Annotated in this window: 18 protein-coding genes; 12 read left to right on the top strand and 6 right to left on the bottom strand. The window is 70.3% G+C overall.

What is annotated here, in order from left to right; all coding sequences use genetic code 11:
* Positions 1-43: 43 nt before the first annotated feature.
* The 6 genes from V1227_RS35770 to srmL all read left to right on the top strand — a co-directional run bounded on the left by V1227_RS35770 (position 44) and on the right by srmL (position 7,095).
* Entirely contained in the window at positions 44-940 is an 897-nt protein-coding gene (locus V1227_RS35770; RefSeq protein ID WP_329789586.1) for an alpha/beta hydrolase, read from the top strand.
* Positions 941-974: 34 nt separating this feature from the next.
* Positions 975-2,849, top strand: coding sequence for an ABC transporter ATP-binding protein (locus V1227_RS35765; protein WP_329789585.1), 1,875 nt, complete (start codon positions 975-977; stop codon positions 2,847-2,849).
* On the top strand, positions 2,846-3,481 hold the full coding sequence (locus V1227_RS35760) for a CatB-related O-acetyltransferase (RefSeq protein WP_329789584.1): 636 nt from the start codon (positions 2,846-2,848) through the stop codon (positions 3,479-3,481). The genes V1227_RS35765 and V1227_RS35760 overlap by 4 nt, the downstream gene beginning before the upstream one ends.
* Positions 3,478-4,020, top strand: a complete 543-nt coding sequence (locus V1227_RS35755) for a hypothetical protein (RefSeq protein WP_329789583.1) — start codon at positions 3,478-3,480, stop codon at positions 4,018-4,020. Before V1227_RS35760 ends, V1227_RS35755 begins: the two co-directional genes overlap by 4 nt.
* Before the next feature lie 41 nt (positions 4,021-4,061).
* Positions 4,062-5,942, top strand: a complete 1,881-nt coding sequence (locus tag V1227_RS35750; RefSeq protein WP_329789582.1) for a patatin — start codon at positions 4,062-4,064, stop codon at positions 5,940-5,942.
* Positions 5,943-6,066: 124 nt separating this feature from the next.
* Complete coding sequence (gene srmL / locus V1227_RS35745) at positions 6,067-7,095, top strand: PheS-related mystery ligase SrmL (protein WP_329789581.1); 1,029 nt, start codon at positions 6,067-6,069, stop codon at positions 7,093-7,095.
* Here the strand turns inward: srmL and V1227_RS35740 are convergent.
* Positions 7,068-7,868 carry an SAM-dependent methyltransferase gene (locus V1227_RS35740; protein WP_329789580.1) on the bottom strand — a complete coding sequence of 267 codons (801 nt, stop codon included), beginning with the start codon at positions 7,866-7,868 and terminating at the stop codon, positions 7,068-7,070. The genes srmL and V1227_RS35740 overlap by 28 nt on opposite strands.
* Positions 7,869-7,949: 81 nt before the next feature.
* Here V1227_RS35740 and V1227_RS35735 point away from each other — a divergent pair, with 81 nt between their 5' ends.
* Together V1227_RS35735 and lon are read left to right on the top strand one after the other, a co-directional pair.
* Positions 7,950-8,660 carry a hypothetical protein gene (locus tag V1227_RS35735; RefSeq protein WP_329789579.1) on the top strand — a complete coding sequence of 237 codons (711 nt, stop codon included), beginning with the start codon at positions 7,950-7,952 and terminating at the stop codon, positions 8,658-8,660.
* Between the two features lie 76 nt (positions 8,661-8,736).
* The gene (lon, locus tag V1227_RS35730) at positions 8,737-11,085 is read left to right on the top strand and encodes an endopeptidase La (RefSeq protein ID WP_329789578.1); all 2,349 of its coding nucleotides are present in this window, start codon (positions 8,737-8,739) and stop codon (positions 11,083-11,085) included.
* Between the two features lie 69 nt (positions 11,086-11,154).
* On the opposite strand, the gene V1227_RS35725 is transcribed toward lon, so the two are convergent.
* The 3 genes from V1227_RS35725 to V1227_RS35715 form a co-directional block, all read right to left on the bottom strand.
* Positions 11,155-11,631 (bottom strand): AMIN-like domain-containing (lipo)protein, encoded by a 477-nt coding sequence (locus V1227_RS35725; RefSeq protein WP_329789577.1) that lies wholly within the window; start codon positions 11,629-11,631, stop codon positions 11,155-11,157.
* Positions 11,632-11,694: 63 nt separating this feature from the next.
* Positions 11,695-12,165, bottom strand: coding sequence for an AMIN-like domain-containing (lipo)protein (locus V1227_RS35720; protein ID WP_236225249.1), 471 nt, complete (start codon positions 12,163-12,165; stop codon positions 11,695-11,697).
* 78 nt (positions 12,166-12,243) lie between these two features.
* A complete protein-coding gene (locus V1227_RS35715) occupies positions 12,244-13,014 on the bottom strand; it encodes a polysaccharide deacetylase family protein (RefSeq protein WP_329789576.1) in 771 nt (256 codons plus the stop codon).
* Positions 13,015-13,102: 88 nt separating this feature from the next.
* Here V1227_RS35715 and V1227_RS35710 point away from each other — a divergent pair, with 88 nt between their 5' ends.
* From V1227_RS35710 to V1227_RS35700, 3 genes are all read left to right on the top strand, one after another.
* Entirely contained in the window at positions 13,103-13,630 is a 528-nt protein-coding gene (locus V1227_RS35710; RefSeq protein WP_329789575.1) for a YbhB/YbcL family Raf kinase inhibitor-like protein, read from the top strand.
* Positions 13,631-13,914: 284 nt separating this feature from the next.
* Positions 13,915-15,288 (top strand): mycothione reductase, encoded by a 1,374-nt coding sequence (locus tag V1227_RS35705; RefSeq protein WP_329789574.1) that lies wholly within the window; start codon positions 13,915-13,917, stop codon positions 15,286-15,288.
* Positions 15,289-15,355: 67 nt separating this feature from the next.
* On the top strand, positions 15,356-15,769 hold the full coding sequence (locus tag V1227_RS35700) for a hypothetical protein (protein ID WP_329789573.1): 414 nt from the start codon (positions 15,356-15,358) through the stop codon (positions 15,767-15,769).
* 6 nt (positions 15,770-15,775) lie between these two features.
* On the opposite strand, the gene V1227_RS35695 is transcribed toward V1227_RS35700, so the two are convergent.
* Together V1227_RS35695 and V1227_RS35690 are read right to left on the bottom strand one after the other, a co-directional pair.
* Positions 15,776-16,180 (bottom strand): VOC family protein, encoded by a 405-nt coding sequence (locus V1227_RS35695; protein WP_329789572.1) that lies wholly within the window; start codon positions 16,178-16,180, stop codon positions 15,776-15,778.
* Positions 16,181-16,238: 58 nt separating this feature from the next.
* Positions 16,239-17,426 (bottom strand): CynX/NimT family MFS transporter, encoded by a 1,188-nt coding sequence (locus V1227_RS35690; protein ID WP_329789571.1) that lies wholly within the window; start codon positions 17,424-17,426, stop codon positions 16,239-16,241.
* Positions 17,427-17,531: 105 nt separating this feature from the next.
* Here V1227_RS35690 and V1227_RS35685 point away from each other — a divergent pair, with 105 nt between their 5' ends.
* On the top strand, positions 17,532-18,203 hold the full coding sequence (locus V1227_RS35685) for a FadR/GntR family transcriptional regulator (RefSeq protein WP_329789570.1): 672 nt from the start codon (positions 17,532-17,534) through the stop codon (positions 18,201-18,203).
* Positions 18,204-18,215: the final 12 nt, after the last annotated feature.

Here is an 18,215-nt window from a genome sequence, read left to right as displayed (position 1 = left end):
GCGGGTGCGCGGAATCGGCACCGGACCGTTGCAGACTTGCGCGGTGAGCAGCGACGAAGACACCACCGTTCTGCCGTTGCGCGGCGGGGCATCGGCCACCCTGGTCCGCCGGCGGGCCGCGGCGAACGACCGGGGCGCGATCCTCTACGTGCACGGGTTCGCGGACTACTTCTTCCAGGAGCACGTGGCCGAGCACTACACGGCCCGGGGCTACGACTTCTACGCCGTCGACCTGCGCGGGTACGGCCGGTCGCTGCGCGACGGCGAGGTGCCCAACTACACGACCGACATGGCGGTGTACTTCGAGGAGATCGACGCGGCGATCGCGAAGGTCCGCGAGGAGCACTCGCGCGTCGTCCTCATGGGCCACTCGACCGGAGGTCTGACCACGTCGTTGTGGGCGCACGAACGGCGTTCCAGCGAGCTGATCGACGCCTTGGTGCTCAACAGCCCGTGGCTGGACGTCGTCGAACCGCCGTTGACGCGCCGAGTCGTGAAGCTGGTCGGCCGGCTCGCGCCGAAGGCGAAGATCCGCGCGAACCTCGGCGACGCGTACGGGTCGGCGATCCACAGCTCGCGCAACGGCGAGTGGGACTTCGACCTCAGGTGGAAGCCGCTCGCGGGCTTCCCGGTGCTGGCCGGGTGGATCCGGGCCGTGCTCATCGCCCAGGAGAAGGTCCAGAAGGGACTCGACGTGCGCGTGCCCGTGCTCGTGCTGCACTCCGACAAGAGCATGCTCAACGCCCGCGAGTGGAGCGAGGACGTCTCCCGGGCCGACGCCGTGCTCGACGTCGAGGGGATGCGCAGGTGGGGTCCGAAGCTCGGGTCGTCGGTCAAGGTCGTCGAGATCAAGGCCGGCATGCACGACCTCTTCCTCTCCCCGGAGCCCGTGCGCGCGGCGGCGCTCGCCGAGGTGGACGCGTTCCTCGAAACCGCTTGACCTCCTGATAGGTCGAAGTTCGAGACTGGTCGTCATGAACATCGACTTCAACGCCTGGTACGCGCTCGAAAGCGCGATGCAGGACGAGAAGAACCGTCGCGTGAGCCGGGCGACGTTGAAGCGCGTCGCCCGGTTCGCCCGCCCCCAGCGGCGGGCCGTGTACGCGTTGCTCGCCACCAGCGCGGTCGCCGCCGTGCTCGCGGTGGCCTCGCCGCTGCTCGCCGGTCGCGTCGTCGACACCATCATCACGGGCAGGGACTTCGGGCTGGTCGTGTGGCTCGCGCTGGCGATCGCCGGCGTCGCGGTGCTGGAGGCCGGGTTCTCCCTGGCCGAGCGGTGGCAGTCGTCGCGGGTCGGCGAGGACCTGATCCTGCGGCTGCGCCAAGCCGTCTTCGACCACGTGCAGCGGATGCCGGTCGCGTTCTTCACCCGCACGCGCACGGGTGCGTTGGTGTCGCGCCTGAACAACGACGTGATCGCGGCGCAGCGGGCGTTCTCCGAGACGATCTCCGGTGTCGTCACGAACGTGATCGCGCTCGTGCTGACGCTGGCCGTGATGCTGACGCTGTCGTGGCAGGTCACGCTGCTCGCGATGGCGCTGCTGCCGATCTTCCTGATCCCGGCGCGGCGGATGGGCAAGCGCTTGGCGTCGATGCACCGCGAGGCGGCGAACCTCGACTCGGCGATGACCACGCAGATGACCGAGCGGTTCTCCGCGCCGGGCGCGACGCTGATCAAGCTGTTCGGCCGGCCCGCCCTGGAGAGCGCCGAGTTCGGTGCACGGGCGCGGCGGGTGCGCGACATCGGCGTGCGGACCGCGGTGGCGCAGTGGCTCTTCCTGGTGGCGCTCACGCTGGTGTCCTCGCTGGCGCTGGCCCTGGTCTACGGCCTGGGCGGGTGGTTCGTGTTCGCCGGGCAGATGGCGCCGGGCACGATCGTGACGCTGGCACTGCTGCTGACCAGGCTGTACGCACCGCTGACGGCACTGGCCGGCGCACGGGTCGACGTGATGACGGCGCTGGTGTCGTTCGAGCGCGTCTTCGAGGTGCTGGACCTGCCGCCGCTCATCGAGGAGAAGCCCGAGCCGGTCCCCGTTCCCGACGGGCCGGTGTCCGTCGAGTTCTCCGACGTGAAGTTCGCCTACCCGTCCGCGGACAAGGTGTCGCTGGCCTCGCTGGAGGAGGTCGCGTCGCTCGACACGCGCGGAGGTGAGCAGATCCTCGACGGGGTGTCGTTCACCGCCGAGCCCGGTTCGATGATCGCGCTGGTCGGGTCGTCCGGTGCGGGCAAGTCGACGATCGCCTCGCTGCTGCCCCGCCTGTACGACGCGGACTCCGGCTCCATCCGGCTGTCCGGTGTGGACGTTCGCGACCTGTCGTTCGACTCGATCCGCGACACCGTGGGCATGGTGACGCAGGACGGGCACCTGTTCCACGAGACGATCGGCGCGAACCTGCGGCTCGCGGCTCCCGCGGCGACCGACGAGGAACTGTGGGACGCACTTGAACGGTCGCGGCTCGCGGACCTGGTCTCCTCGTTGCCGGACCAGCTCGACACCGTGGTGGGCGAGCGCGGCTACCGGCTCTCGGGCGGGGAGCGGCAGCGCCTGACCATCGCGCGGTTGCTGCTGGCCAAGCCCCGCGTGGTGATCCTCGACGAGGCCACCGCGCACCTCGACTCGCGTTCGGAGGCCGCGGTGCAGGAGGCGCTGGTCGAGGCGCTCGCCGGGCGGACCTCGCTCGTCATCGCGCACCGGCTCTCGACCATCCGCGCGGCGGACCAGATCCTCGTGGTCGAGAAGGGGCGGATCGTGGAACGTGGTACGCATGAAGCGTTGCTGGCCCGGGAAGGCCACTACGCCAAGCTGTACCGCACGCAGTTCAGCGAAGAGCCGATCGGAGCGCCGTGACGATTCCCCCGCCCGACAACCTCTACCCGTTGCCGGACCACCCCCGGACGGTGCTGCTCAAGCCGTTGGTGAAGAACCCGCAGATCGAGGTCGGCGAGTACACCTACTACGACGACCCGCACCACGCCGAGGAGTTCGAGCACCGCAACGTCCTCTACAACTTCGGCGAGGAGAAGCTGGTCATCGGCAGGTACTGCGCGCTGGCGGAGGGCGTGCGGTTCATCATGTCCGGCGGCAACCACCGCACCGACGGCGTGTCGACGTTCCCGTTCACGATCTTCGGCGGGCTGTGGGCGGAGAAGACGCTCGACATCGCGCTGGGGACGCCGAGCCGGGGCGACACCGTGGTGGGCAACGACGTCTGGATCGGCTACCACAGCCTGGTCATGCCGGGCGTGCGCATCGGCAACGGCGCGATCATCGCGTCCGGTTCGGTCGTCGTGGCGGACGTGCCGGCGTACGGCGTGGTCGGCGGCAACCCGGCCAAGCTGCTCAAGAAGCGGTACAGCGACGCCGACGTCGAGCTGCTGGAGAGCATCGCGTGGTGGGACTGGCCGGTCGAGAAGGTGACCGAGCACGTCCGCGTGATCATGTCCGGGACGCCGGCGGAGCTCGCGGCGGTGGCGGGGTGAAGGCGCTGCTGATCACCGGGCCGGTCGGGGTGGGCAAGACGACGGTCGCCGAGGCGGTCGGCGGCAGGCTCGCCGAGGCGAAGGTGCCGCACGCGGTCATCGACCTCGACTGGCTGTCGTCCTGCTGGCCCGCACCGGACTCCGACCCGTTCCACTTCGAGCTGCAGCTGCGCAACCTGCGGGCCGTGGTGGGCAACTACGTCGAGACCGGTGTGCACCGCATCGTGCTCGCGGGCGTGGTGGAGAGCCAGGCGGACCGCCTGCGCTACGCCGAGGTGATCGGCGGGAAGCTCAACGTCTGCCGGTTGAAGGCCGACCTGTCCGTCGTGCACCGGCGGCTGTCGCAGCGGCACCTCGACGAGGCGGAACTGCGGTGGCACCTCAACCGCGCCGACGAGCTGGAGATGCTCTACGCGGCGTCCTGGGTCGAGGACTACGTCGTCGACGCGGACCAGTCCGTGGCCGACGTGGCGCAGGACGTGATCTCGTGGTGGCTCGCCGTGGAACGCGGTCCGGTCCGGCCGCTGGCGTCCGGGTGAACTTTCCCGGGAGATCGCGCTGACCGCGCGATCATGAGCACATGGAGTACGACCGCTACTGCGACCTGACCATGCGGGGCGGCACGACCAGCGGCGTCGTGTACCCGCTCGCCGTCGCCTCGCTGGCGCGCCACTACGAGTTCAAGCAGATCGGTGGCGCGTCCGCGGGAGCGATCGCCGCGGGGTTCACGGCGGCGGCCGAACGCGGTCGTGCCTCCGGCGGGTTCGAGGAGCTGGCGGGGCTGATCGACTGGTTCACGTCCGGCACGGGCGCGGAGCGGTGGCGGATGGCGCAGCTGTTCCAGCCCGCGCAGAAGACCCGCGCGCTGTACCGGATCGTCGTCGCGTCCATGCAGAAGCGCTCCACGACGGGCCGCAGCGCGATCACGTGCCTGTTCTTCGCCCTGCTCGGCGCGATCGGCTGGCGGGCGAAGGCGGTGCTGGCGCTCATGGCGGCGCTGTGGCTGGGCGGGCCGGTGCTGTGGTCGGCGTGGCTCGCCCCGTCGTCCTACGCGGGCTGGCTCGCGGCGCTGGTGGTCGTGCTGGCGCTGGCGTGCCTGGTCCTGGTGCTGTGGCCGCTGAGGTCGAGCCTGCCGTGGCCCGCCTGGATCTTCGCCGCCGTGCCCCTGGTGCTCGGGCTGGCGTTCTCCCGCCACCACGCCACGGCCGCGGTCGTGCTGCTGGTGTGGCTGGTGCTGTCGCTGGCGGCGGTCAGCGCGTTGATCGTCACGTACGGCTATGCCGTGCAGCGGTTCCTGAAGAACAACGCGCGGTCCATCCACTTCGGACTCGTGCCGGGCACCGGTGACTTCACGCCGTCGTGGCTCGACCGGCTCGCCGGCGTGCCGAAGTCGACCGGCGTGCCACCGCTGGCCGACTGGATCGCCGACCAGCTCGACGCGCTGGCGGGCACCTCGCAGGCGCTGACGTTCGGCGACCTCGGTGACATCAACCTCGTGCTGATGACGACCGACGTGTCGGAGGGGCGGCCGTACCGGTTGCCGTTCAAGGAGGAGTGGCAGTACTGCGAGGAGTGCCTCGGCCACGTGCTGCCCCGCCGGGTCGTCGAACAGCTGGACGGTCCCGAGGTCTCCGCGAAGTGCCCGCTGCACGAGCACATGCCGTTGCGCGCGCTGCCTCCCCGCGACCGGCTGCCCGTCGCGCTCGCCGTGCGGATGTCGTTGTCGTTCCCCGGCCTGATCGCCGCCGTGCCGCTGTGCCGCGACGGCCGCGTGCACTGGTTCTCCGACGGCGGCATCACCAGCAACTTCCCCATCCACTTCTTCGACGCGCTGCTGCCCCGCTGGCCCACGTTCGGCCTGAGCCTGCAGTCCTACCCGAACGGCGACACGCGGGAGGTGTGGCTGCCGGAGCAGGACGCGTCGAGCTCCGGCACGCCGTACGCGTCCCTGGACTCGATGCCGCGCTTCCTGGTGTCGATCCTGAACACGTTCCTGGACTGGCGCGACACCATGCAGTCCGCGCTCCCCGGCTACCGCGGCCGCATCGCGCACGTGCGGCAGGCCGACGACGAGGGCGGCTCGAACCTCTTCATGCCGCCCGCCACGATCCGGCGCTTGGCGCTGCGCGGCCGGCGGGCGGGCGAACTCCTGCGCGAGCGGTTCGAGCAGCGGCACAACACCGACCGCTACCGCTGGATCCGCCTGCGCATGGCGCTGCGCGAGTACCAGGAGCTCGGCGAGCAGGCCGCGGACCGCGAGGCGCTCTACGACGAGCTGCTCGCCCGGTTCGAGATCCCCGCGGAGCTGCACGACTGGTTCCGCACTCCCCCGGCCGACGGCGACCCGTTCCGGGACGGGATCGAGGTCGCGCTGGACCACGTGGGGCGGCTGAGGGACGACGGGCCGTTCGACGGGGTGCCGCCGGTGGACCCGGATTTGCGGCTGACGCCACCGGAGTAGGCGCGCTAACCTGAACCCGTGACGCGATTTAGCCACCCCCGACCAGCGTGGGTGGCGCGCGCCTGAAATTCCCGTCGGTCGGGGGACTCCGCACCCACTCGACCGAGCAGAAACGGGAACTCCCATGTACAGCACCGAAGAACTCGTGCGCGCCCTGAACGTCCGCGACCTCACCGACCCCGCGCAGGGCCCGCACGCGATGCAGCTCCTCATCGCCGATCTGAAGGCGGTGCTGGACGCCCCGCGGGAAGTCCGCCACCACCCGCTCGTCCCGGTGGAGCACAACTACGAGCACCTCGGCTACCCGGCCGACGCGATCACCAGGGACGCCCGCTACACCCGGTACGTCAGCCAGACGTGCATGCTGCGCAGCCACACCACGGCGATGATCCCGCCGGCGTTGCGGGAGGTCACCCCGGACGTGACGCTGCTCTGCCCCGGCCTCGTCCACCGCCGCGACACCGTCGACCGCCTGCACACCGGCACGCCGCACCAGCTCGACGTCTGGCGGATCAGCACCGCGGAGGAACCTCTGGACGACCTCATCCACACCGTCGTCACGACCCTGCTGCCCGGCAAGCGCTATCGGACCGTCGACGCGCAGCACCCGTACACCACGCACGGCAAGCAGATCGACGTCGAGCACGACGGTCGGTGGGTGGAGATCGGTGAGTGCGGCAGGGCGGCGCGGCACGTGCTCAAGCACCACCCGCACGGCCTCGCGCTGGGGCTCGGTCTCGACCGGGTTCTCATGCTGCGCAAGGGGATCCCGGACATCCGCCTGCTGCGCAACGAGGACCCGCGCATCGCGGCGCAGATGCTCGACCTGGACGGGTACCGGCCGATCTCCCGGCACCCGGCGGCGATCAGGGACATCTCGATCGTGGCCAACGGCAGCGACGACGCGGAGACCCTGGGCGACCGGATCCGCGCTCTCGTGCCGGAGGACGTCGTCGAGGAGGTCGAGATCCTCGGCGAGACACCGTCGGAGGAGCTGCCCGAGCACGTGAGGGCACGGCTGGGAGCCCTGCCCGGTCAGAAGAACGTGCTCATCCGCGTGACGATGAGGGCGCCGGAACGCACCCTCACCGACCGCGAGACCAACGAGATCCGGGACCGCCTGCTTCAGGGCTTGCGGGCGACGGCGCCGTAGATGCCCACGTGGGCCTCGTCGAAGGAGTCCGGGCGCCAGTCGTTGACCGCGACGACGCCCGGCTCCACCATTTCCATGCCGTCGAAGAACTTCGTCACCTCGGCGTGCGTGCGCATCTTGAGGCCGTTGTCCGAGCTGCTGTAGATCTTGGCGACCTGCTCGGCCTCGGCGCGCTCCTCGTCGTTCAGGGTGTCCCAGGTGGCGTGGGTGATGGCGAGGTACGAGCCGGAGGGGAACGCCGCCATGTACTCCTCGACGGCCTGGTACGGGCTGTCGGCGTCCTGGATGAAGTGCAGCGCGGCGATGACCAGCACGCCGACCGGGCGGGAGAAGTCGAGCGTCTCGCGGGCTCCTTCGAGCACCGTCGAGGTGGCGCGCAGGTCGGCGAGGATCGCGGTGGCGTTCGGGTTGTCGGCCAGCAGGGCGTTGCTGTGCGAGACGGCGACCGGTTCGAAGTCGACGTAGACCACGCGGGCGTCCGGGTTCTCGTGCTGCGCGATCTCGTGGACGTTGCCCACGGTCGGGATGCCGGAGCCGAGGTCGAGGAACTGGTCGACGCCCTGGTCCATGAGGTGGCGGACGACCCTGCGCAGGAACGAGCGGTTGGCCTGCGCGCTCTGGGCGACGCCGGGGAAGATCTGCTCCACCTGCTTGGCGGCCGCGCGGTCGGCTTCGAAGTTGTGCGAGCCGCCCAGGTAGTAGTCGTACATCCGCGCCACGCTCGGGCGCGTGACGTCGACCGTGGACGGGACCCACTTCAGCTCTTCCTTCACGTGCGCATCCTCCGTCGTCGCCGCACGGGTGTCCACCGCCACACACCCGAACCGGGATGGTGTCGCTCACGTGTGGAGGACATGCCCTCCAGCACCGCTGAACGCCACGCGAGGTTCCGCTACCTCAGGGAACGCTCGCCGGTGCACTTCGACGCCGACATCGGCGGCTGGTGCATCAGCCGTTACGACGACGTGCGCACAGCGCTCGGCGTGGACGCGGGCGGCCCGCAACCTCCACCCAAACGGGCGATCGCACGCGCGCTGAAAGTGGCCCGGCCGGCGATCACCATGAGCACCGTGGAGCTGCTCGACGCCGACGACGCCACGTTCGCGCAGTCGGTCGCCGCCACGGCCGCGGAGGCGTTCACCCTCACGCACGGCGTGGAGGCGTTCGCCGCGTCCGCCCTCGCCACCACGCGGGGGTTGCTCACCAACGCCCTGCGCGCGTTGCACGAGCACCCCGGCCAGGCCGCGCTGCTCCGCGCCGACCCGGGCCTCGCCGCGGACGCCGTCGAGGAGCTGCTCCGGTTCGACACACCGGTCCCCGTCGCCCCGGCCCGCCGCACGCCCCGGCCGATCGTGCTGAGCGGGCGTACGGTCGAAGCGGGCGAGGTGCTGGTCCCCCTCGTCGCGGCGGCCAACCGCTGCACGGTCAGGTATCCCGGCGCGGACCGCCTCGACCTGCGGCGCAGGCCCACCGGCGTGCTGTCCTCGTGCGAGACCGGCGCGGCGATCGCCCGCTTGACCGGCGAGATCGCGCTGGTCAGACGCCTGCAAGCCACTGCTCGCTGACAGCGAACACTGTGGGGGAACACCAGCAGACTCCAGTTGGTTGAGCGATACAGACTCAACTTTGGAGGATGACGAGATGGGCGAAACCCTGGCCCTGCCGGTACTGCCGCTGGACGACGTCGTGGTGCTTCCCGGCATGGTGGTGCCGATCCGCATCTCCGGTGCGGACGCGAGCGCCGAGGCCCGCGCGGCCGTCGACGCGGCCACGACCGCGGCGAACCATCAAGTGCTGCTCGTCCCACGGCTGGACGGCAAGTACGCCTCGGTCGGCACACTGGCCGAGATCGAGCAGGTGGGCCGGCTGCCCGGTGGCGAACGCGCCGCCGTCGTGCGCGGCACCAAGCGCGTGCGCATCGGCACGGGCACCACGGGGCCGGGCGCGGCGCTGTGGGTGAACGCCACGATCGCGGACGAGTCCGAGGTCACCGACCGCACCCGTGAGCTCGCGAAGCAGTACCGCGCGCTCGTCACGAACATCCTGCAGACGCGCGGCGCGTGGCAGATGGTCGACTCGGTGCAGCAGATCACCGACCCGTCGGCGCTCGCCGACCTCGCGGGCTACGCCTCCTACCTCGACGAGAAGCAGAAGATCTGGCTGCTGGAGACGTCCGACGTCACCGCGCGCCTCGAGAAGCTCGTGGAGTGGGGCCAGGCGCACCTGACCGAGCTCGACGTCAACGAGACGATCGCCAAGGACGTCAAGGAAGGCGTCGAGAAGCAGCAGCGGGAGTTCCTGCTGCGCCAGCAGATGGCCGCGATCCGCAAGGAGCTGGCCGAGCTCGACGGCAAGCCCGCCACCGAGCAGGAGGACTACCGCGCCCGCGTCGAGGCCGCCGAGCTGCCCGAGAAGGTGCTCAAGGCCGCGCTGGCCGAGGTCGACAAGCTGGAGCGCACCTCCGAGCAGTCGCCCGAGGTGGGCTGGATCCGCACCTGGCTCGACACGGTTCTCGAGATGCCGTGGAACGAGCGCACCGAGGACTCCTACGACATCAAGGCGGCGCGCGAGGTCCTCGACGCCGACCACGCGGGCCTCGACGACGTGAAGCAGCGCATCACGGAGTACCTGGCCGTGCGCAAGCGCCGTGCCGACCGCGGCATGGGCGTCGTGGGCGGGCGTCGTTCCGGCGCCGTGCTCGCGCTGACGGGTCCTCCCGGCGTCGGCAAGACGTCGCTCGGCGAGTCCGTGGCACGGGCGATGGGCCGCAAGTTCGTCCGCGTGGCGCTCGGCGGCGTCCGCGACGAGGCCGAGATCCGCGGCCACCGCCGCACGTACGTCGGCGCGCTGCCGGGCCGGATCGTCCGCGCGATCAGCGAGGCGGGGTCGATGAACCCGGTCGTGCTGCTCGACGAGATCGACAAGGTCGGCTCGGACTACCGCGGCGACCCCACGGCGGCGTTGCTCGAGGTGCTGGACCCTGCGCAGAACCACACGTTCCGCGACCACTACCTGGAGGTCGAGCTCGACCTCTCGGACGTGGTGTTCCTCGCGACCGCGAACGTCCTGGAGTCGATCCCGGCTCCGCTGCTCGACCGCATGGAGCTCGTGCAGCTCGACGGCTACACCGAGGACGAGAAGGTCACGATCGCGAGCGACCACCTGCTGCCGCGCCAGGTCGAACGCGCCGGCCTCACCCCCGAGGACGTCACGTTCGACAAGCCCGCGCTGCACCAGCTCGCGAGCGAGTACACGCGGGAAGCCGGTGTGCGACAACTGGAACGCGCCATCTCGCGGATCCTGCGCAAGGTCACCGCGAAGGTCGCCCTGGGCGAGTCGGAGCTGCCGGTCGTGGTCGACCAGCCGTCGCTGAAGTCGTACCTGGGCAGCCCGAAGAACACGCCAGAGTCGGCGGAGCGGACCTCGGTGCCCGGCGTGGCGACGGGTCTGGCCGTCACGGGTGTCGGCGGCGACGTGCTGTTCATCGAGGCCTCGCTGGCCCCGAAGGGCACGGGGTCGACCGGTGTCACGCTGACCGGCCAGCTGGGCGACGTGATGAAGGAGTCCGCGCAGATCGCGTTGTCGTACCTGCGTTCGCACGACGACAAGGCCGCGGCGCTGGCCGACCGGGGAGTGCACATCCACGTCCCGGCGGGCGCGGTGCCGAAGGACGGTCCGTCCGCGGGCGTCACGATGACGACGGCGCTGGCGTCGCTGCTGTCGGGCCGCCCGGTGCGCTCGGACGTGGCGATGACCGGTGAGATCTCGCTGACCGGCCGCGTGCTGCCGATCGGTGGCGTGAAGCAGAAGCTGCTGGCCGCCCACCGCGCCGGCATCACGACCGTGCTGCTGCCCCAGCGCAACGAGCCGGACCTGGACGACGTGCCGGAGTCGGTGCGCGAGCAGCTGACCGTGCACTTCGTGTCGGACGTGGCCCAGGTGCTGGAGCACGCGTTGTCGAAGGAGACCGTCGCGACCGTTGCGGCGTAACGGAATCCTGACGTGGACCCCTCGTGGGGGCAGTAGCGGCGACTACTGCCCCCACGAGGCTTTTCCGTTCTACAGGCCGATGTCGATGACGAGCCTGTTCGGGCTCGTCAGGGTGAAGACCCGGTGCCACGACGAGGGGTTGCCGTACCCGACAGCAACCCCGAGCGTGGCCTCGAAGTCGCACGTGAGCGCGATCCCGCGGACGTGCGTGAGGCCGGGCGTCGCGAAGTTTCGCGACCCCAGGTAGGTCGGGTTCCCGGCGTCGTCGTGCGCGGCGGCACCGATCAACGTGACGGACAGGATCTCCCGGATCCCGGATCCCGCGACGGTGATCGGGTTGCCGGACCCGCAGTTCGACACGCCGGTGACCTCGCTGACCCGGTGTTCGGCCGGCAGTCCGGACAGGTCCAGCACCACGCGGCTGAACCCGGCGTGCTGCCCGGTCCTGATGTTCGACAGCGTGGGCGTGCTCTGCGCCGACGCGATCGGGACGAACGTGAAAACCGCCAGCACCGCGACCAGGACCGCGGCAATGCGTCTGTTCATCTTCGGCCCCCTCTCAGGGCTCGTTCGATGACTTCAAGACGTGTGACGCAGGGCACAGTTGCGTCAGAACGAGTAGACATCGATGACGAGCCGGTCAGGACCCGTCAGCGTGAACACCTTGTGGTACGAGTGCGGGTTCGCGTACCCGACGGCGATGCCCAGCGTCCCCTCGAAGTCGCACGTGATGGCGACGCCCTTGACGTTGGTCAGCCCCTGTGGCACGAAGTTGCGCGGCCCGGTGTACGTCGGGTCGAAGTTCTCGTCGTACGTGGCCGCGCCGTAGAGCACCGTGTCGAGGATCTTCGCGCCCTGCACGGGAACAGGGTTGCCCGAGGCGCAGTTCGAGACCTCGGTCGTCTCCCGCGAGAGGTAGTTGCCCGGCAGGCCGGTGAAGTCGAGCACGATCCGCTCGAAGCCGTCGTGCTTGCCGGTCCTGATGTTCGTGAGCTCCGCGTGCCCGCTGGCCGAGGCCGCCGGGACGAACGTGAACACCGCGAGCACTGCGAGCAGCACCGCGATAAGCCGCTTCTGCACTTGTCTCCCCCTGCGAACGTCAGTGGTCGTGAACCGTTCCACCCCTACCACGCAACGACCGTCCGCGGGGTTGCTCCGCTACCCCAGGAAGTCCTCCAGCGGCACCGGCGTGAGCCCGTCCTGCTTGGCCCGGTCGAGGAACGCGGTGAAGTCCTCGACGAACGTCGTCCGGAAGTGCATGAGCACGATGTCCCCGGCCTTGAGCCGATCCCCCTGCTGGAACTGCACCCGCCCGTCGTTGACCGCGGCGGTCCAGTTGACCAGCGCCTTGAACCCGCAGCTCGCCGCGGCGTGCCGCGTGGTGGCGTCGTAGTTGCCGAACGGCGGCCGGAACAACGTGGGCCGCCTCCCGTACTCGGCCGCCAGGAAGTCCGCGTTGCCGCAGATCTCGTGCTTCTGGAACTCCAGCCCCTTGCCGGCGAGGTTCGGGTGGCTCGTCGTGTGGCTGTGGACCGTGACGGGCAGTTCCTTGAAGTAGCCGCGATGCCCCTCGGCGTACTTCGTGTTGAGGAACACCGACGGCCACACCCCGGCCTGGATCATCAGCTCACGGGCCTTCGGGTGCTGCACGGCCCCGTCGTCGACCGTGATGAACACGTACGGCTTGTCCGTCGGGATGTGCGTGACGACGGGAACCATCCCGTCCACCACGGCGGGCGCCTTGGCCTGCACCGTCCCGTACGGGTACGGCGGCTCGAACATCCTCTTCGGCCGTTCCCGGGTCGTCGTCACCACCGCGGGCGACGACGTGGTGAGCACAGGCCCGCCACCGGACCCCTCCGGCGTCTCCGCACAGGAGACCACCCCCGCGACCAGCACAAAAGCAGCAAAGAGCCGCAACCTCGACATCAACATCCCCCTCCAGGCCGAAGACGTCGAGCGGGCCCCACCGGTTGCACGGGGATAGGGTCGAACCGATCACAAAAGGAGGACTCCCATGAGCCTCGAGCGCCCAGTCGCTCCCGACCCCTACGAGCTGCTCCCGCAGGTGGGCACCTTCACCGTCACCTCGACGGACGTGCGAGACGGCGAACAGCTCCCCGAAGCCCAGGTCTTCGAGGGCGGCAACACCTCACCCCAGCTGTCCTGGTCGGGCTTCCCGGAGGGAACCCGCAGCTTCGTGGTCACCTGCTACGACCCCGACGCCCCGACCCCCTCGGGCTTCTGGCACTGGGTGGCCGTGAACATCCCCGCGACCACCACCAGCCTCGACACGGGCGCGGGCGCCTCGGACGACACCCTCCCGGGCGACGCCTTCCACGTCCGCTCCGACTACAGCACCCGAGCGTTCGGAGGAGCCGCCCCGCCCAAGGGCGACCACCCGCACCGCTACTACTTCGTGGTGCACGCCGTGGACGTCGACAAGCTCGACGTGGACGCCGACGCCTCCCCCGCGGTGGTCAGCTTCAACCTGGCCTTCCACACCCTGGCCAGGGCGATCATCACCCCGACCTACCAGCACTGATCGCACGCGACGCCGAAGGCGAGCCGCTTCGCTCCAGGCTTCCGGCCGCCTCGCCGGTGGGGTGTCCCGTCACGAGTCGCCCCACCGGCCCACCCCACGACGGGCACGACCACCAGCGCGACAGGCAGCCCGTCAACCCGTTCAAGGCGCCGAGCCCCCGGCGGAACAACGCGAGGCAACCGGGCCGTCCGCAACCCAACCGCCCGCCGACGGGGCAAGCCACGTAACCCCGGGTGAGACCCGTCCGGGGAACACCCACCCACCCGAAGTGGTTGGATCGACACGTGAGGCACTTCGACCTGGTCATCATCGGCACCGGCTCCGGCAACAGCATCCCCGCCGAAGCCATGGCAGGCTGGCAGATCGCCATCCTGGAGAAAGGCACCTTCGGCGGAACCTGCCTCAACGTGGGCTGCATCCCGACGAAGATGTTCGTCCACACCGCGGACCAGGCCGCAGCCCCGGCCAACGCCAGGAAGCTGGGCGTGGACGCCCACACCGACGCGGTCCACTGGCCGGAGATCCGCGACCGCATCTTCGGGCGGATCGACCCGATCGCCGAGGGCGGGCGCAACTGGCGGGCCAACGAGAACGCCAACGTGACCGTCTACGAGGGCACCGCGCGTTTCCTCGACGCCCACACGATCGACACCGGCACCGGCGAGACCATCACCGCCGACCGGATCGTCGTGGCCGCCGGCAGCCGTCCGAGCATCCCCGACATCGCGGACCTCGACACGACCGGCTTCCACACCAGCGACACGGTCATGCGCCTCGACGAGCTGCCCGAGAGCCTCATCATCGTCGGCAGCGGCTTCATCGCCTCGGAGTTCGCGCACGTCTTCAGCAGCTTCGGCGTGGACGTCACGGTGATCGCCCGCTCGAACCTCCTGCTGCGCCACGAGGACCTGGAGATCGCCGAGCGCTTCACGTCCGTCGCGAAGTCGAAGTGGAACGTCCTGCTCCAGCGCAAGACGACCCGCGCGGAGAAGACCGCGACCGGTGTGCGGCTGCACCTGGAGGGGCCGAACGGCGCGGAAACCGTTGAGGCGCAGCAGCTCCTCATCGCCACAGGGCGGCAGCCGAACTCCGACCTGCTCGACGTCGCCAAGGCGGGCATCGAGACGCACGACGACGGTCGCGTCAAGGTCGACGAGTTCCAGCGGACCTCGCAGCCGCACATCTTCGCGTTGGGCGACATCAGCTCGGACCACCAGCTCAAGCACGTCGCGAACCACGAGGCCCGCGTGGTCCAGCACAACCTGCTGCACCCGGACGAGCCCAAGGCGAGCGACCACCGGTTCGTGCCGGCGGCCGTGTTCTCCAGCCCGCAGATCGCGAGCGTCGGGCTCACCGAGGAGCAGGCCAAGGAGCGGGGAATCCGGTACGTCACCGCGAGCCAGGCCTACGCGTCGATCGCGTACGGCTGGGCGATGGAGGACACGACGGGCTTCGCGAAGCTGCTCGCGGACCCGGTGACCGGGCAGCTGCTCGGCGCGCACATCATCGGGCCGCAGGCGTCGACGGTGATCCAGCCGCTGATCCAGGCGATGAGCTTCGGGCTGGACGCGAAGTCCATGGCGCAGGGCCAGTACTGGATCCACCCGGCGATGCCCGAGCTGGTCGAGAACGCGCTGCTGAACCTGCCGTTGGACTGAAAGTCCCCCGCGACAGGGTCTTCCGCCGCCGCTGCCGCGATTCGCTCGCACGGGCCAGGATGCGGCGATGGCAGGCAAAGTCCTCGTCGCGTACACGTCGAAAATCGCCGCCACGGACGAAATCGCCCAGATCATCGGCACCGAGCTCGCGGGCTGCGGCCTGAGGGTCAGCGTGCTCCCGGTCGCCGCCGCGGAGACGCTGCACGGGTTCGGTGCCGTGATCATGGGTGATGCCGCCGCACGGGACGCGCACAGATTCGTGCGGCGGCACAAGGCTTCCCTCAAGTGCACGCCCCTGTGGCTGTTCCACCGCGGCACGCCTCCGGTGCCCGACGACGTCACGCGCATGGTGCGCAGGCTCGGCGCCATCGGGCCCGTCAGCTTCGGCGGCGCGGCACCGGACCGGGACAGGGCGAAGGCGTGGGCGCGCTACCTCGCCGACCAGCTCACGGTGCTGCACCGCGGTTTCGTGTCCGGCTGAGGGGGATCAGGCCTGCTGGATGCGGACCGTGTTGCCCGCCGGGTCGCGGAACACGCAGTCGCGCACGCCCCACGGCTGGTCCGCCGGCTCCTGCACGACGTCCGCTCCGCCCGCCTGCAACGCCTCGAACGCGCCCGCGAGATCGGGCGTCGCGAGGGTGATGAAGGCGTAGGAGCCGTTCTCGATCATCTCGGCGATGGCGGTGCGGTGGGAGTCGGTGAGGCCCTCCGCCATGGCCGGCGGCTCCAGGACGACCGACGAGCTCGCCCCGGCGGGGGCGACGGTGATCCAGCGCAGCGCGCCCTGGCCGACGTCCGCGCGGACCTCCCAGCCGAGCAGGTCCCGGTAGAACGCCAGCGAGGCGTCGGGGTCGGTGTGCGGCAGGAACGTCGCGTGAAGGGTGATGTCCATGCCGGCAACGCTAGGACCGGCGGGAACGCCGTGCTTCTCGATTCCTGACCGGCTGTGCTCAGACGTAGCGGGGACGGCCGGCGATCATGCCGAGCGCGGTCAGCGCGGCCAGCAGCACCAGTTGCAGGACCAGCGACGTGGTCCAGGTGCCGGTGGCCTCGCGCAGCACGCCGAACGCGAACGGCCCGGAGGCCGCGATCAGGTAGCCGAGGCTCTGCGCCATCGCGGACAGCCGCGCGGTGTCCGAAGTGGACTTCGTGCGCAACGACATGATCAGCAGCGCCAGCGGGAACATGCCCATGCCGAACCCGATCAGCACCACCCACAGGCCGGGCGCCGCGGCGGGCGCCACCAGCATGCCGAGCATGCCCGCGAACGACAGCGCGCCGAGCGCCAGCACCATCCGGCCCTGGCTGCGCAACCGCGCGGCGATCGGTGGCACGAACAGGCTGACCGGGACGCTCAGCAGCATCGAGACGGCGAGCAGCATGCCGGCGGTGTTCCGGTCGACGCCGGAGTCCACGAGCATCGCGGGCAGCCAGCCCATGACGGTGTAGGCGAACAGCGACTGCAGGCCGAAGAACGCGGTGATCACCCACGCCAGCGGGCTGCGCAGCAGTGAACGCTTCTCCGCGGGAGCGGTGGAGCGCACGACCGAGGCTTCGGAACCGTGCCGCGCGCCGGCGAACCACACGATCACCGCACCGGCCGACAGCAGCGCCCACGCGCCGACGGCGAGGCGCCACGAGCCGAGGTAGTCCTCCAGGCGCGGCGTCAGGGCGGCGGCGAGCGCGGCGCCCGCGGACAGCGTCCCGGTGTAGACACCGGTGATGAGGCCGACCTTGTCCGGGAACGAGGCCTTCACGACCACCGGGATCAGCACGTTGGACACCGCGATGCCCGCACACGCGATGAAGGTGCCGCCCAGCACGACCCAGGGGCCGTCGATCACGCGCAGCACCAGGCCGAGCGTGAGCACCCCCAGTGACAGACCGATCGCGCGGGCCATGCCGAGACGGCGGCCGAGCCAGGGGGCCGCGAACGCCGCGAAGCCGAAGCAGAGCGCCGGAACGGCCGTCAGCGCGCTGGTCCAAGCGGCCGAAACGCCCAGGGCGGCGCGGACATCGCCGAGGACCGAGGCCAGACTGGTGACCGCAGGCCGGAGATTCGCGGCAGCGAGGGCGACCCCGATCGCGAGCATCGTGGACCCGACCAGCGGAACGTGACGATTCTTGACGACCGTCACCCTGCGACCTCGATCGGTGGCAGTCTGTGCGGCGGGAGTCGTCTGCTGAAGCGTCACGCGAGCCACTATCGCAGACGTAGGATGTTCGGATGAAAGGATGACGCTGTGCCGTTGGCCACTACCCGGCGGGCGGGCCTCGTCGACCAGGTGATCGAGCAGATGCGCGGCGCGATCACCACTGGTGAATGGCCCGTCGGGCAGCGCATCCCGCCCGAGCCCGAGCTCGTCACCGCGCTCGGGGTAGGTCGGAACACAGTCCGGGAAGCCGTGCGGGCGCTGTCGCACGCGGGCCTGCTGGAGGTGCGGCAGGGCGACGGCACGTTCGTCCGCGCGACCAGCGAGATCTCCGGCGCGGTCCGCCGCATGTGCGGGTCGGAGCTCAGGGAGGTGCTCCAGGTCCGCCGCACCCTCGAGGTGGAGGGCGCGCGCCTGGCCGCCAAGCACCGCACCGACGCCGAGCTCGCGCGCCTCACCGAGTTGCTGCACAAGCGCGACGCGGCGATGGAGGCGGAGCAGTGGGTCGAGGTGGTCGAGCACGACACGGCGTTCCACGTGCTGCTCGTCCAGTGCTCGCACAACACTCTTCTAGCCGAGCTCTACCGGGGCTTGACCGAGGCGGTCAAAGCTTCGGTGGCGGCCTCTGTCGACACCAGCCAGCCTGGCACCGACCAGGTGTCGCACACCGGGCTGTTGCACGCGGTCCGCGACGGCGACCAGGAGAAGGCGGCGATCGAGGCGGGCGGGTTCTTCGAGGAGCTGATCGAGAAGTTCTGCTGAAAACGCGGACAA

This window comes from Lentzea sp. DG1S-22 (assembly GCF_036321065.1).
Lineage (GTDB): Bacteria > Actinomycetota > Actinomycetes > Mycobacteriales > Pseudonocardiaceae > Lentzea > Lentzea jiangxiensis.
Note: the sequence above shows the minus strand (reverse complement) of the source record. Positions and strands in the feature narration are given on the sequence as shown.

Coding starts and splice junctions, on each gene's coding strand:
- V1227_RS35765 (WP_329789585.1), top strand. CDS start 975: ATGAACATCGACTTCAACGCCTGGTACGCGCTCGAAAGCGCGATGCAG.
- V1227_RS35750 (WP_329789582.1), top strand. CDS start 4,062: ATGGAGTACGACCGCTACTGCGACCTGACCATGCGGGGCGGCACGACC.
- srmL (WP_329789581.1), top strand. CDS start 6,067: ATGTACAGCACCGAAGAACTCGTGCGCGCCCTGAACGTCCGCGACCTC.
- V1227_RS35735 (WP_329789579.1), top strand. CDS start 7,950: ATGCCCTCCAGCACCGCTGAACGCCACGCGAGGTTCCGCTACCTCAGG.
- lon (WP_329789578.1), top strand. CDS start 8,737: ATGGGCGAAACCCTGGCCCTGCCGGTACTGCCGCTGGACGACGTCGTG.
- V1227_RS35725 (WP_329789577.1), bottom strand. CDS start 11,631: ATGAACAGACGCATTGCCGCGGTCCTGGTCGCGGTGCTGGCGGTTTTC.
- V1227_RS35715 (WP_329789576.1), bottom strand. CDS start 13,014: ATGTCGAGGTTGCGGCTCTTTGCTGCTTTTGTGCTGGTCGCGGGGGTG.
- V1227_RS35710 (WP_329789575.1), top strand. CDS start 13,103: ATGAGCCTCGAGCGCCCAGTCGCTCCCGACCCCTACGAGCTGCTCCCG.
- V1227_RS35700 (WP_329789573.1), top strand. CDS start 15,356: ATGGCAGGCAAAGTCCTCGTCGCGTACACGTCGAAAATCGCCGCCACG.
- V1227_RS35695 (WP_329789572.1), bottom strand. CDS start 16,180: ATGGACATCACCCTTCACGCGACGTTCCTGCCGCACACCGACCCCGAC.